Annotated in this window: 14 protein-coding genes; 13 read left to right on the top strand and 1 reads right to left on the bottom strand. The window is 67.1% G+C overall.

The genetic code is table 11. The features are described 5' to 3' along the window. Nucleotides 1-33: 33 nt before the first annotated feature. The 13 genes from ACLF6J_RS08590 to ACLF6J_RS08530 all read left to right on the top strand — a co-directional run bounded on the left by ACLF6J_RS08590 (nt 34) and on the right by ACLF6J_RS08530 (nt 12,439). On the top strand, nt 34-4,533 hold the full coding sequence (locus tag ACLF6J_RS08590; protein ID WP_134352897.1) for an FtsK/SpoIIIE domain-containing protein: 4,500 nt from the start codon (nt 34-36) through the stop codon (nt 4,531-4,533). Nucleotides 4,534-4,653: 120 nt separating this feature from the next. Beyond that, a complete protein-coding gene (locus ACLF6J_RS08585) occupies nt 4,654-4,941 on the top strand; it encodes a WXG100 family type VII secretion target (protein ID WP_028501988.1) in 288 nt (95 codons plus the stop codon). A 74-nt stretch (nt 4,942-5,015) separates the two neighbouring features. After that, the gene (locus ACLF6J_RS08580) at nt 5,016-5,351 is read left to right on the top strand and encodes a hypothetical protein (protein ID WP_046746675.1); all 336 of its coding nucleotides are present in this window, start codon (nt 5,016-5,018) and stop codon (nt 5,349-5,351) included. Further along, on the top strand, nt 5,348-6,595 hold the full coding sequence (locus ACLF6J_RS08575; protein ID WP_134352898.1) for a hypothetical protein: 1,248 nt from the start codon (nt 5,348-5,350) through the stop codon (nt 6,593-6,595). The genes ACLF6J_RS08580 and ACLF6J_RS08575 overlap by 4 nt, the downstream gene beginning before the upstream one ends. A 19-nt stretch (nt 6,596-6,614) precedes the next feature. Next, a complete protein-coding gene (locus ACLF6J_RS08570; protein WP_047524667.1) occupies nt 6,615-7,118 on the top strand; it encodes a hypothetical protein in 504 nt (167 codons plus the stop codon). Next, nucleotides 7,118-7,696, top strand: coding sequence for a hypothetical protein (locus ACLF6J_RS08565; RefSeq protein WP_047524668.1), 579 nt, complete (start codon nt 7,118-7,120; stop codon nt 7,694-7,696). The genes ACLF6J_RS08570 and ACLF6J_RS08565 overlap by 1 nt, the downstream gene beginning before the upstream one ends. Then, nucleotides 7,684-8,253 carry a hypothetical protein gene (locus tag ACLF6J_RS08560; protein WP_047524669.1) on the top strand — a complete coding sequence of 190 codons (570 nt, stop codon included), beginning with the start codon at nt 7,684-7,686 and terminating at the stop codon, nt 8,251-8,253. Before ACLF6J_RS08565 ends, ACLF6J_RS08560 begins: the two co-directional genes overlap by 13 nt. A 352-nt stretch (nt 8,254-8,605) precedes the next feature. Then, the gene (locus ACLF6J_RS08555) at nt 8,606-8,968 is read left to right on the top strand and encodes a hypothetical protein (RefSeq protein WP_047524671.1); all 363 of its coding nucleotides are present in this window, start codon (nt 8,606-8,608) and stop codon (nt 8,966-8,968) included. Nucleotides 8,969-9,004: 36 nt separating this feature from the next. Further along, nucleotides 9,005-9,403: a hypothetical protein gene (locus ACLF6J_RS08550; protein WP_047524672.1), complete on the top strand. Its 399-nt coding sequence runs from the start codon at nt 9,005-9,007 to the stop codon at nt 9,401-9,403. Between the two features lie 9 nt (nt 9,404-9,412). Continuing rightward, nucleotides 9,413-10,729, top strand: a complete 1,317-nt coding sequence (locus ACLF6J_RS08545; RefSeq protein ID WP_134352900.1) for a putative T7SS-secreted protein — start codon at nt 9,413-9,415, stop codon at nt 10,727-10,729. Between the two features lies 1 nt (nt 10,730). Beyond that, a complete protein-coding gene (locus ACLF6J_RS08540) occupies nt 10,731-11,330 on the top strand; it encodes a hypothetical protein (protein ID WP_134352901.1) in 600 nt (199 codons plus the stop codon). 36 nt (nt 11,331-11,366) lie between these two features. Beyond that, nucleotides 11,367-12,005: a hypothetical protein gene (locus ACLF6J_RS08535; protein ID WP_134352902.1), complete on the top strand. Its 639-nt coding sequence runs from the start codon at nt 11,367-11,369 to the stop codon at nt 12,003-12,005. A gap of 146 nt (nt 12,006-12,151) precedes the next feature. After that, complete coding sequence (locus tag ACLF6J_RS08530) at nt 12,152-12,439, top strand: WXG100 family type VII secretion target (RefSeq protein ID WP_028501988.1); 288 nt, start codon at nt 12,152-12,154, stop codon at nt 12,437-12,439. Between the two features lie 54 nt (nt 12,440-12,493). On the opposite strand, the gene ACLF6J_RS08525 is transcribed toward ACLF6J_RS08530, so the two are convergent. Beyond that, a complete protein-coding gene (locus ACLF6J_RS08525; RefSeq protein ID WP_047521344.1) occupies nt 12,494-12,961 on the bottom strand; it encodes a recombinase family protein in 468 nt (155 codons plus the stop codon). Between the last annotated feature and the right edge of the window lie 17 nt (nt 12,962-12,978).

The raw sequence follows: 12,978 nt of genomic DNA, 5'->3' as shown, positions 1-12,978 counted from the left end.
TGAGATGCGCCCCCGGCGCGGTGAGGACGAGCGATGAGAGTCAAGCTGACCCTGCGTCGACCCGCAGCACCCCTGACCGACGTCGTCGTGATGGCGGACTCGACAGCGACCATCGCCGATGTCGCGCGCCAGATCGCCACCACCGACCCGGCGCGCAGCATCGTCGCGACGCCGACCGACGTGCTCACGCTCTCCGTCGCCCCTCCGACGAGCGAGCAGCTCACGATGCTCAATCCCGACCTGCTCGTCGGCGACGCCCCGCTCGGCTCCGGCTTCCTCGCCGAGGTGGTCAACGTCGGCCCGAACCGTGCCGCCGCAGGCACCGTGGGTGCGCGCCCCGCCGCCGTCCTCCGGGTGGTCTCCGGCCCCGCGGTCGGGCAGGAGTTCCCGCTGCCGATCGGTCACTTCCTGATCGGACGCGACGCCGCGAACGACGTCACGATCGCCGATCCGCTCGTCTCGAAGCGGCACGCCAGGATCGAGGTCGCCGCGACGTTCGTCGAGCTGGTCGACCTCAACTCGGCGAACGGAATCCTCGTCGACGGCGGGCTCGTGCAGCGTCTCCGTGTGATCCCCGGGCAGAGCTTCGTGCTCGGGGACTGCGAGTTCGTCGTGCATATGGTGAGCGACTTCGACGGCTCAGCCACGGGTGACCCGGTGCTCGAGCGCGGGGGAGCGCTCATGTTCAACCGCAGCCCCCGTGTCGAGGAGCGGTACACCGGGGAGGATCTCGATGAGCCGCGCTATCCCCGCGACCAGCCGTCGCGGCTGTTCCCCTGGCCCATGCTCGTCGCGCCGATCCTCCTGGCCGTGACGATGTTCAGCATCACGCAGCGTCCGGCGTCGCTGCTCATCGCGGCTGCGTCGCCGATGATGATGTTCGGCAACTTCATCTCGCAGAAGACCAACATCGGTCAGCGGCTTCGCAAGGAGGCCGAGTCGTTCGAGGAGCAGTTCGAGCGGCTGGAGGAGACGCTGTACCACTCGCGTCCGAAGGAGCGCGAGGTACGGCAGAACGAGGTCCCCGCCGTCGCCGTGGTGTTCGATGAGGCCATGCGTCTCGGTCCCCTGCTGTGGACGCGGCGACCGGAGCACTGGAACTTCCTCGCGATGCGTCTCGGGGTCTGCGAGACCGAGGCGCGCACGCGCATCAAGCGCACCGAGACCCCGGAGGCGCTCGTCGAATACGTCGAACGCGTCGATCGCCTGGAGGAGCGGTACCGGATGATCGACGACGTCCCCATCCTGGAATCGCTCCAGAGCGTGGGGTCTGTTGGTGTCGCCGGTCCCACGTCGCTGGCCAGCGATGCGCTGCGGGGGATCGCCGTCCAACTGTTCGGCACGCACTCCCCGAACGAGCTCGTCACCGTGGCGCTGACCGAACCGGGGTGGGCGAACGAGCTCGACTGGCTCAAGTGGCTCCCCCACACCTCCAGCGAGCGGAACCCGTTCAAGGAGATGCCGCTCGCGGATTCCGCCTCGACCGGGACGGCCCTGCTCAGCGGTCTCGAGGAGATCGTCCTGCGCCGCTCGCGGGAGTCGAAGTCTGCGCGGCCCCCGTACGGAGCCGACTGGGATCCGATGCGGTACGGCACCGACGTCAAGCGCGCGGCCGAGGAGGCGACGTTCCCCGGCCAGACGGCCATCCTGGTGATCATCACGAACGACGCCCCCGTCGATCGGGCCAGACTGACCCAGATCCTGGAGCGCGGCGCCGACGTCGGCGTCTACGCCCTGTTCGTCGCTCCGGTCGTCGAGGCACTGCCCGCGGCGTGCCGCACGTTCGTCGACGTCAGCGCCGGGCTCTCCGATGCCGTGGTCGGCACCGTCCGCAGCGGCGTGGACTACCGCGGGGTGCAGGTCGAGGGTGTCTCGCACGCCTACATGACGATGTTCGCCAAGCGCCTGGCGCCGGTCGTCGATTCCAGCACGGTGATCGAGGACTCCTCCGACATCCCGAACTCGGTCAGCTTCCTTTCGCTCGTGGGCACTGAGGTCGCCGAGGATGCCAGCGCGGTGATCGATCGCTGGCGGCAGAACAACACCATCATCGACCGTTCCGGCGCTCCGCAGTCGCGGCTCAAGAAGGCCGGCAACCTGCGCGCCATCATCGGACAGTCGCAGACGGACGCGATGACCCTCGACCTGCGCACCCAGGGGCCGCACGCCCTGGTCGGCGGGACGACCGGTGCCGGCAAGAGCGAGTTCCTGCAGGCATGGGTGCTCGGCATGGCGGCCGCCCACAGCCCCGACCGGGTCACGTTCCTGTTCGTCGACTACAAGGGCGGCTCTGCCTTCGCGGACTGCGTCGACCTGCCCCACACCGTCGGCCTCGTCACTGACCTGAGCCCGCACCTCGTGCGCCGCGCGCTCACGAGCCTGCGGGCCGAGCTTCACCATCGTGAGCACCTCTTCAACCGCAAGAAGGCCAAGGACCTCCTCGAACTCGAGAAGCGACGCGACCCCGAGACGCCGCCCGCGCTGGTGCTGGTGATCGACGAGTTCGCGGCGCTCGCCGGAGAGGTGCCGGAGTTCGTCGACGGGGTGGTCGACATCGCCCAGCGCGGCCGCTCCCTCGGCATCCACCTGATCATGGCGACGCAGCGTCCCGCCGGCGTCATCAAGGACAACCTCCGCGCGAACACGAACCTGCGCGTCGCGTTGCGGATGGCCGACGAGTCCGACTCGAAGGACGTCGTCGACGACCCGGTGGCGGCGACCTTCCCGCCCTCGCTGCCGGGACGCGGTATCGCGAAGACCGGTCCGGGGCGACTCGTGCCGTTCCAGTCCGCGTACGCCGGCGGATGGACCACGGACGAGGCCCAGGTCGCCGAGGTCAAGGTCGCCGAACTCCGCTTCGGCTCGATCCAGACCTGGGAGGCCGAGCAGGCGCCGGAGTCCGATTCGCACGACGAGGATCTCGGACCCAACGACCAGAAGCGCATCGTGGCGACGCTCGTGAATGCGGCGCGCGAGGCCCGCATCCCCGCGCCCCGAAGGCCGTGGCTCGACGACCTCGAGGGCGCGGTCGACCTGCGCGACCTCCCGGTGCTCGGCGACGGGCAGGTGCTGCTCGGCAAGATGGATGTCCCGGAACGGCAGCTTCAGGAGCCGGCCTACTTCCACCCCGACAAGGACGGTTCACTGCTCGTCTACGGGACGAGCGGTTCGGGCAAGTCGACGGTGCTGCGCACGATCGCGATCGCCGCGGGTTTCGATCCCGCTCGTTCGAACGTCGAGGTGTACGGGCTCGACTTCGGGTCCGGTTCGCTCAAGAGCCTGGAGATGCTGCCGCACGTCGGCTCGATCATCTCGGGCGACGACTCCGAACGCGTGCAGCGGGTGCTGCGTTCGCTGGCCGCGGTGCTCGACGACCGTGGCAAGCGTTTCAGTGCCGCCAACGCTTCCAGCCTCACGGAGTACCGGGAGCTCACCGGGCAGGACGAGGCACGCATCGTCCTGCTCATCGACGGCTTCCCGCAGTTCCGTGGAGAGTGGGAGTCGACGACGGCGCGGATGCCGTTCTATCAGATCTTCATGCGCGTCCTCGGTGAGGGCCGCCCGCTCGGCGTGCACGTCGTCGCGAGCGCCGACCGCTCGGGCTCGGTTCCGACGGCGGTGAGCGCCAACGTGTCGCGGCGCGTGGTGCTGCGTCTCTCGGATGAGTCCGGATACGCGATGCTGAACGCGCCGAAAGACGTGCTGGACGAGCGGTCGGCCCCGGGGCGCGCCATCATCGACGGCAGGGAGACGCAGATCGCCACCCTCGGCGGGACCCCGAACGTGGCCGAGCAGACCAAGCTCCTCGAAGGCCTTGCCGAGCGACTGCGTACGGCCGGGGCGCGCGATGTGCCGGAGATCGGCGCGCTGCCCACCCGTCTGTCTGTGCGCGATCTGCCCGATCGCCTCGGCGAGTTCCCGGCACTCGGGGTCGCGGAGGACACCCTGGCGGCGCGCGACTTCGACCCGGTGGGCACGTTCGTCGTGGCCGGCCCGCCGTCGTCGGGCAAGACCAACGCCCTCAAGTCGCTCATCACCTCGATGCGGCGACTCGACCCGGCGACCGTGCTGTTCCACTTCGGAGGCCGACGTGCCCAGCTCAAGGACTACGCGAGCTGGACACGCAGCGCCGTGACGCCGGACGATGCGAAGGAGCTCGCCAAGGAGATCACCGAGCTGATCTCCGACGACTCGCTCCCGACGAGGGTGCTCATCGTCGTCGAAGACGTGCCGCAGTTCGCGGACAGTCCCGCCGAGCGCGAGATGAAGGCGCTCTTCCAGGCGATCAACCGCAGCGACCACCTGCTCATCGGCGATGCCGACGTCACCCAGGTCACCAGCGGCTTCGGGTTCATCGGAGACTTCAAGGCCGGGCGCAAGGGCATCATCCTCAAGCCCGACTCCTTCGACGGCGATGCGGTGTTCAAGGTGCCGTTCCCGAAGGTGAAGCGCACCGACTTCCCCGAGGGGCGAGGCATCTTCGTGCAGGCCGGACGCCAGGTCACGGTGCAGCTGCCGCTCGTCGAGGGGTAGGCGACGGCCGCGGTCGTCGATGGGGAGTTGTCCCCATCGACGGGGGCGCGGATATTTCCATAGGGTGGTGTTATTCGGGCCGGAGGGGTCCGGTTCTTTCGATTTGCGGAGGTGTGGACGATGGCCGATTTCGGTGCGTCTTATGCAGAGATGGAGCAGGTGGCGTCGTCGCTGTCGCAGGCTCGTGATGACATTCAGGGTCAGTTGGACACGTTGAAGGGTCAGGTGGACACTCTTCTGGGTGAGGACTTCAAGACGCAGCATGCGTCGGGGAAGTTCGGTGAGGGGTACACGGAGCTGACGACGGGTCTGAAGACCGCGGTCGACGGGATCAACGACATGTCGGAGTCGCTGCTGGGCATGATGCGGGCGATCCAGGATCTGGATCAGCAGCTCGCCGGTAGCTGACACACGGTCTCGGGAAGGAGTCGACGGGATCCGTCGGCTCCTTCTCACCACCCCCGCTGGAGAGGACGTTCGCGATGGACATCATGCTCGATCTGGACCGGCTCCGACTGACGAAGACCGGCCTGACATCCTCGGTCGATGCCTTCGAATCGGCGGCTCAGACCAACGATGCGCTGGAGAGCGCCGTCGGAAAGCCGGACGGACGTTCCGAGCTGCGGCAGAAGGTCTCCGACTTCGAGGACGACTGGAAGTCGAACCGCGGCAAGCTGCAGAAAAACCTCGACGAGATCCTCAAGCAGCTGACCGGGATCATCGATGGTTGGGAGCAATGGGACTCCGAGACCGCGAACGGATTCGAGAACCCGACGAGCACCGCAGACGTCTCGGTAGGAAAGGCCACTCCACGATGAGGTCTCCGTTCACGCAGCACGAACTGCGACCGCTCGAGGGGAACCCGACCGTGATCTGGGATGACGGCGACGGATTCGTGAAGCTCGCCGCCACGATGTCCGAGACCGCGGTGCTGCTCACCGAGATCGGTGACTCCAGCGTGCACAAGAGCAAAGGCACGGACAAACTCGGCGACATGGCGCGGGAGTCGTCGAGTGACCTGTCGGATGCTGCGGTGCGCTACGAGGGGACGGGCACGGCGCTGCGTACCTACGCGGATGCGTTGAGGACCGCGCAGAACTGGCTCGACCTTCACCTCGACGAGGTCGAACGCGCGGAGAGGGACTATCAGAGCGCGCTCGATGAGAAGGAAACCGCCGACCGGAACCAGGCCTCGATCGATCATCAGTGGCCGTGGGAGGACGAGCCGACCCAGGCCGACAAGGAAGCAGCGTCCGGTGCTGTCGACGCGGCGAACACCTCGCTCACCGGAGCGAAGGCGGATCGCGACGCCCAGTGGCGCAGTTTCGACCATGTCTTCGGGGCGTGGTCCGATGCGTATGACGATGCCGTGGAGGGCGTGCAGAAGGCCATGGACACGGCCGACAACGGCGACGGATTCTGGGGATTCGTCGACGACCTCCTCACCGTCATCTCCGTCGTCCTGATCGTTCTCACGATCGTCGCGCTGATCATCGGCGCCCCGTTCACTGGCCTGCTGGCGGGGGTACTCCTCGGACTCACCCTCCTCAGCCTCGGTCTCACGGCGCTCAAGTACCTCGACGGTCGTGCGACGCTGGGCGATGTCGGGCTCGCCGCGCTCGGCCTGCTGCCGTTCGGGATCGGGAGGGTGCTCTCGAAGGGCGTTCCTGCGCTCGGTGCCGTCCTCAGCGGCGGACGGGGTGTCGTCACCTCGGTGATCCGCGCGGGCCTGCCGCGCGTGCGCCTCTTTCATCCGTCCACCTGGGCGACGCCGTTCCAGTGGCTCGCAGCCCCTATCCGTTCGATGTCGAACCTGCCCAGACCGGGTCTCTTCGTCAACCCGTTGCGGACGATCGTCAACGGCGGCCCCGAGGTGCAGCAGATGCAGCGATTCCTCACGACGATGCACAACTCGCAGTGGGGGACGAATCCGGCCGTGCAGCAGTTCATCGCGGCGACCGCGTCGCACTTCCCCTCCAGCCTGGTATCGCGGCTGAACGCGGTGAACTGGCTCGGATCCACGAGTCTGAACGTCTACGGGTCGATCACGGCGCCCTGGTGACGGCCTACGCTTGATTCTCATGACCTCCCCTCGGGCCTCCGTGCACAAGCGGATCACGACGATGTATCTCCTGCTGCGGATGATGCAGGCGGCGGCGCTGATCGTCTATCTGGTTGGGTCTTTGCTTCTCACCGGAGGACAGATCGCCGCCGGTCGTGCGCCGATGTGGGGCGTTGCCATCGACTACCCCCTGTTCTCTTTTCCAGGGCTGCTATCTCTCGTCGTGTCCGTCATCGGTCTCATCCTGGCCGCCGCTGTTCTCGCTACGGCGCGTGTGAACGATTCCGGTCGAGTGGGCGGAGCGTTCGCGGCGACGGGTGCGGCCACCGCGTCCTCGGCGATGTTCGCGTGGATGCTCCCTTCGGAAGGGGCGACCGAGGCTACGCTGCGGTGGGTAGCGGCCGGTCTCGACGGGACCGCCACTGTGGTTCTGATGGTCGCAGCGCTGATCCTCGCCGTCCGAGATGACCGTGCTCGTCAGCGTGAAGGACGCCCGATATGGACCCCGGGTCAGGAAAGCTGATGGCCGAAGACGAGCCGGGCGGATTCAGCATCCTGTTCCCGCCGGGATGGACACGGTACTTCATCGATGATGAGGGGCGAAAAGCCCTGATCATGCGGATGTCGTCGCAGATTCGAGCGCTCGGTCGCCCCGATCTCGATGTCGAGGCGCGGATGCTGATCAGCCAGCAATGGAAGCAGATGCAGGCGCGGAGTGTCGGTGCGGTCTACCTTCCGGACGCGATGGGGGACGACTCGACACCTCTGCCGATGTCGTTCGCGCTGATCCAATACGTCGCTCGTCCCGGAGCCGATTTCGAGTCGGCGTTCCGCGACATGGCGAAGGGGGCCGTCGAAGCTTTCGACACGTCGATCGGTCGGATTCTGCGGACCGAGAGCGAGCGCCGCGGCACAGACGAGCTCGCGGAGGTGATCGGGCGGCAGATCGACTACGGCATCGCGCTTCCGAACCCGCGTGACCGTCGCGGCATGATCGTCTCGACCTCCATCACCACGCTCGACGACACGGCACCTGATCTGGTGCAGGGTCTGATCGAGCTCAGCGACACGGTCGTCGAGACGTTCCGGTGGCGTGCGTGACCGGCTACCGGGTGCTGCCAGACCAAGCCGCCTGGCTGACACTTCCGCTCGAGTTCCCGTGGGGAGACTTCGTCGATGACGTCTCCTGGGCCGCCGAGGTCGCAGATGACAGAGCAGTTGCCGACGCGCCTGCGGCCGTCCGCACGGCGATCGCCGAGAGCGCGCTCACTCTCGTGCGCGCCGAGCCGCCGCTTCCCGGCGTGCGGGAGCGTTTCTGGTGGCTCCCCTCGATCGGCGGATCGGTCGTGGTCGCGCATCTGACGGCCGTCGAACTCGACGAGTCGCTCCACGAGCAGCCCCTCGATTCCTTCGTCTTCCTCGGCGCGGGAGGAATGGTCCAGAACATCACCGAGGTCGAGGGAACCGCGTTCGACACGGCCCTGGACTGTGTGCTGCTCGTCCCGGTCGACGACACGACCATCGCGCTGAGGCGCCTTCTCGGACGGACGGCGCGGATGCTGCTCATGCTCGATGTGTTCGTCGATGACGGCGGTGCGCTCCACGAGGCGCAGCACGATATCTCGGCGCTCTTCACCTCGATCGAAGTGGTGCACTGATCGTGCGCCTGGATGGGGAGTCGCTGCTGGGCATGATGCGTGCGATCCAGGATCTGGATCAGCAGCTCGCGGGCAGCTGACGAACGGCACGGTTTCACGGAGAGGGTCGACCAGGTGGTCGGCCCTCTTCGTCGTCACCCGCCCGACGGCGGCCCGTGTGAGACGTCGGCCCGCCAAGTGGCAGTGAGACCCTCCGATCCCATAAGGTGGCCGAGTGAATCAGACGGACAGGTCCCGCATCTCGGGCCGCCGTTGCGACTGCGGCTACCTCGCCACCGGCACGCCGCCTGCGAGGCTCTGCTTCGACTGTGGAGATCGAGCGCTGGCCGATTGGGTCGCGGAGGAGAAGAGCGTGCTCGGGCCCCTGCCGGGCTACGCGGTCGAGGTGGCGGAGATCATCCGCGACGCGGCGAAGAACCAGGCGGCGGCGATCAAGAAGCGCTCGAATGAACCCTTCGCCGAAGCCGCACGCGAGCGGAGCCAGGCGGCCCGGCGTCTTTCGCGGGTCCGCCGTGCCCACCGCCGCGAGCTGGACGGGGTCTCTCTGGACCGCTGGCAGGCGGCTGCCGCCCTGCTCGGCAGTGACCCCCGGGAGTTGTTCCGCAAGGAGTCCAAGCGCTTCGTGAAGCGTGGTCTCGGAGCGGCGCAGCTGACGGCCTTGGGTGTCGATGCGATGCAGATCGTCGTCAAGACCGTGCAGGAGAAAAGACGCTGATCGAGTGTGGGGACTTCTCCCCATCGCCTGAGCGGCATGGTGACCGCTATCGTCGAATCCGGCGAGGGAGGACCACTGATGGCGGGCAACGACGGGATGCTGCTTCCGATGAGCGAGCTGCAGGAGATGTCACAGCAGATCACTTCGATCATCACCGAGTTCGAGTCGGCCAGCGCGCGACAGGGAGATGTCCAAGAAGCGGTCGGTCGGCCCGCCGGTGATGGGCGACTGCGCGACCGCTGCCACTCGTTCGAGGGCAGCTGGAACGACAGCCGGGACAAACTCCTCAGCAAGCTCCGCACGGTGAGCGAGCGCGTGCAGGGAACGATCGACGAGACGCAGCAGGCCGACGTCGACCTCGCGAGCCAGATGGAGCCGTCTTCCCCGTCGAGTCAGCCGGCGGGGCGGGGCCCCGGCGCTGCCCAGGCAGTCTAGGAGAACAACATGCAGACGACCAGAGGGCGCGCGGTCGAGGTCATCGCCGGGAACCCCGGCGACATCGACGCCAGAGCCACGCAGATCTCCGATCTCGCTGACGACATGTTGTCCGCTGCCGCAACCCTGCGCGGGATCGGCGACGGCAGCATCCGCGGCAAGGGCTATGCCATGGACAAGATCCGCGAGGTCGTGGACGACTCGCACAAGGACCTCAAGGAGGCGGGCGAGCGCTATCGCCCGGCGGGGACCGTTCTCAGTCGCTACGCGACCGCGCTGTCGACGGCGCAGCAGCAGATGGCCACGATCGTCTCGGACTGCGAGACCTCCTTGAGCGCGGTTCAGTCGGCCCAAGGCGATGCTTCGGATGCACAGGGTGCGTTCAGCAGCTTCCGCACCGAGGTCGCCGCTGCCCCTCCCGCTCCCGAGGAGCAGGATGCGAGCGCGCAGCAGAGCGACCGACTCGAGCAGGCGGCTGCGAGTGCGGCGCTCGCGCTCTCGCAGGCGAGGGAGACGCACGCCGAGAACCTCCGTGCCTACGACGGCGTCTTCGAGACGTGGGAGGGCGCCTACGAGACGGCCGTGAGCGACCTCGAGGATGCCAACAAGATCGGCGAGGACTCCACCTGGGAGAACATCGCCGGCGTCCTCGCCGTCGTCGCTGAAGTGCTCAGCTGGGTCGGACTCGGTCTCGCCGTCCTCGGCCTGATCATCGGCGGCCCTTTCATTGCCGCGCTTGCCGTGATCGTCGCCGTCGCGTCGCTGCTCGTCACGGTCGCTCTCATGTTCGACGGGCGCAAAGGCATCGGCGACCTGTTGTGGTCGGTGGTGGGTATCCTCCCCATCGGCAAGCTCGGCCTGCTGTTCAAGAAGGGCGGACAGTTGAAATTCCTCGGGGAGATCGGCAAAGGCATCGCGAAGCCGTTCCAACAGGTCAAGGGCCTCCGGGGGCTCCAGTTCGCCCCGCGCAGCGGATGGCGCGCCGACTGGCTGCCGAAGTTCGATGCTTTCGCCGGTCGGGTGTCCGGCGTCAAGATGACCGGCCCTTTCTCGTTGAAGGGGATGCTCGACCGATTCGTCGGCGGTACCGGGCGCTCCTTCACGATCGCGTTCACGGACGCTGTCGGGTCGGCGCCGAAGCAGGCCATGGGAACCCAGCTGTTCAGCCAGTTGCCGACGGCGTTGCAGAATGTCGTCGGCGGAGCACCGACGACGTTCGAGCAGGTCTTCAACGTCTACAAGTGGATCGACCGCGGTGTGTCGGCGACGGGAGGACGCCCTTCCGGCGCCCTCTCGCCCGCGGGTGCCATCAATGGGCTGTTCTGAGATGGGCGAGTCACTGTCGGAATCCGGGTGGGATCTGAACTACGACGCCGCGTTGTTCATCCCCCTTCCCTCGGCGGAGGAGCTCGCCGCCGATCCGGAGCGCGGGCCGATCTGGGTCGGGGAGGTTCTCGAGCACTACGCGGCGTCGGCACCGCTGACCGAAGGCGATCGCCAGGGTCTGACGGTGACCGCCGAGGCACTCCTGAGCATGGCCGAGCCGTTCGTGATGCGCCTGTGGTTCGCTCCGCCCGGGTTCTACAGCGATGTGCTGGTGAGCCTTGTGGTGACCGACGCCGAAGGGGACTCGGCGAGGGAGATCGTCCAGCGTGTGACCGAGAATCCGGGAGCGACCGCGCCCGACGGGATCGCCATCGAGTCGGATACGCATGGCTCAGGAGTTCTGATCCGCCGCACCGCCGGAGTGCAGGCTCAAGACTCGAGCGCACTGCTGGTCGCCCAGTGGGATCTGCTGCTCCACGTGCACGGTGTGCTCATCGCCGCCAACGTCATGGCCACCACGCTTCCGGTGCTTGCCCAGCTCGAGGGTGAGCTGCTGGCCCTCGTCGAAGGCATCGTGCTCCCCGACGCCGTCATCGCATGATGCCGTCTCGGGGGCTTTTCCTGTGAGGATGGGGAGATGAACGATCTTCGTGTGGAGCTGCGGTACGGCATCCCCCCGTTCCGAATCGCGCTGCCGCCGGGGTGGCATCGAAGGGCTGCGTCGACGGCGACCGAGAAGGCTGACCTCGCACGTGCATCGGAGCTGTTCCGCCAAGCCGGACGCCCCGATCTCGAGGCACAGTATCGGGCGATGATGGCCCGTGTGCGTCAGGGCATGACGCGGGCGAAGGTGTTCGCGATCTACCGGCAGGAGGATGTCGAAGCCGACGAACTCCTGCCGATGTCGATCACGGCGTCGGCGGTCGATGGCGAGGGTGGCCGCAATCTCGACGCCTGGATCACGGATGCGTTCCGGCTGCGTGGAGCGAGCTTCCTCGAGGATGCCAAGCATGTCGTGCGGTGGGAGGGCCCGGCGGCCCAGGCGCCCCGTGGCGCGGAGCTCGAACAGGTGACCGGACGAACGATCACGTACGCCCTGCCGGTGCCGGAGACCGACCGCACGCGCGCGCTGGTGTTCACGACGACCATCCTCACGCCAGACGGTGGCGGGATCTCCGACGAAGCGATTCAGGGCATGACACTGCTCAGCGATCTGATGATCTCCACCGTTGCGTGGGAGCAGGCGATGCCGGAGACGGTCCCGAGCTCGATGTGAGCGAGTGCGGCTTTGTTCCGCCATCCGGTGGGGGACGGGTCGGTGATGGGGAGTTGTCCCCATCGACGGTGTTTGTGGCTGCCGCGTAGGGTGGTGTTATTCGGGCCGGAGGGGTCCGGTTCTTTCGATTTGCGGAGGTGTGGACGATGGCCGATTTCGGTGCGTCTTATGCAGAGATGGAGCAGGTGGCGTCGTCGCTGTCGCAGGCTCGTGATGACATTCAGGGTCAGTTGGACACGTTGAAGGGTCAGGTGGACACTCTTCTGGGTGAGGACTTCAAGACGCAGCATGCGTCGGGGAAGTTCGGTGAGGGGTACACGGAGTTGACGACGGGTCTGAAGACCGCGGTCGACGGGATCAATGACATGTCGGAGTCGCTGCTGGGCATGATGCGTGCGATCCAGGATCTGGATCAGCAGCTCGCCGGTAGCTGACGAACGGCGCGGTTTCACGGAGAGGGTCGACCATGTGGTCGGCCCTCTTCGTCGTCAGCGTGCGGCGTCGGCGAGGTGCCGGGCGTCGTGGCCCAGGACCTTCACGATGATCCCGTGGCGGCGCAGCTCGGCGACGGTGCGGGCGCCCTCTTCGGCGTCGCGGCCGAGAGCCTTGATGTTCACGACGACCAACACATCGCCGTGTGTCAGAGTCGCGATCAGACGCGCGAGACGGTCGTTCCAGCTCTCCAGGATGTCGGGTGCCGGGTGACGGAACCCCTCGATCGGCACGCCGAAGCGGGTGAGGTCTTCGCGCTGCTTGACGACCGATGGCATGCCCTCCCGAGCGACGACGAGACCGACCAGGCGCGAGCCGTCAGGGCGTGCGGTCCAGAAGTTGCGGTTCTGCTGCAACTCGGTGAAGCACTTCGGGCACGCCGCGGCATCATGAGGCAGGTGCAACGGGCTCGTCAGCGCCTCATCGACGGCAGTCGCCTTCATGGGATCGATCGTCTCGCTCATCGCGCACCTCCGGCATC

It is taken from the genome of Microbacterium sp. IO18 (assembly GCF_049099505.1).
Taxonomy (GTDB): domain Bacteria; phylum Actinomycetota; class Actinomycetes; order Actinomycetales; family Microbacteriaceae; genus Microbacterium; species Microbacterium aurugineum.
The sequence above is the reverse complement of the archived record's forward strand: the minus strand, read 5'-3'. Positions and strand labels throughout refer to the sequence as shown.

Coding starts and splice junctions, on each gene's coding strand:
- ACLF6J_RS08590 (WP_134352897.1), top strand. CDS start 34: ATGAGAGTCAAGCTGACCCTGCGTCGACCCGCAGCACCCCTGACCGAC.
- ACLF6J_RS08585 (WP_028501988.1), top strand. CDS start 4,654: ATGGCCGATTTCGGTGCGTCTTATGCAGAGATGGAGCAGGTGGCGTCG.
- ACLF6J_RS08580 (WP_046746675.1), top strand. CDS start 5,016: ATGGACATCATGCTCGATCTGGACCGGCTCCGACTGACGAAGACCGGC.
- ACLF6J_RS08575 (WP_134352898.1), top strand. CDS start 5,348: ATGAGGTCTCCGTTCACGCAGCACGAACTGCGACCGCTCGAGGGGAAC.
- ACLF6J_RS08570 (WP_047524667.1), top strand. CDS start 6,615: ATGACCTCCCCTCGGGCCTCCGTGCACAAGCGGATCACGACGATGTAT.
- ACLF6J_RS08565 (WP_047524668.1), top strand. CDS start 7,118: ATGGCCGAAGACGAGCCGGGCGGATTCAGCATCCTGTTCCCGCCGGGA.
- ACLF6J_RS08550 (WP_047524672.1), top strand. CDS start 9,005: ATGGTGACCGCTATCGTCGAATCCGGCGAGGGAGGACCACTGATGGCG.
- ACLF6J_RS08545 (WP_134352900.1), top strand. CDS start 9,413: ATGCAGACGACCAGAGGGCGCGCGGTCGAGGTCATCGCCGGGAACCCC.
- ACLF6J_RS08540 (WP_134352901.1), top strand. CDS start 10,731: ATGGGCGAGTCACTGTCGGAATCCGGGTGGGATCTGAACTACGACGCC.
- ACLF6J_RS08535 (WP_134352902.1), top strand. CDS start 11,367: ATGAACGATCTTCGTGTGGAGCTGCGGTACGGCATCCCCCCGTTCCGA.
- ACLF6J_RS08530 (WP_028501988.1), top strand. CDS start 12,152: ATGGCCGATTTCGGTGCGTCTTATGCAGAGATGGAGCAGGTGGCGTCG.
- ACLF6J_RS08525 (WP_047521344.1), bottom strand. CDS start 12,961: ATGAGCGAGACGATCGATCCCATGAAGGCGACTGCCGTCGATGAGGCG.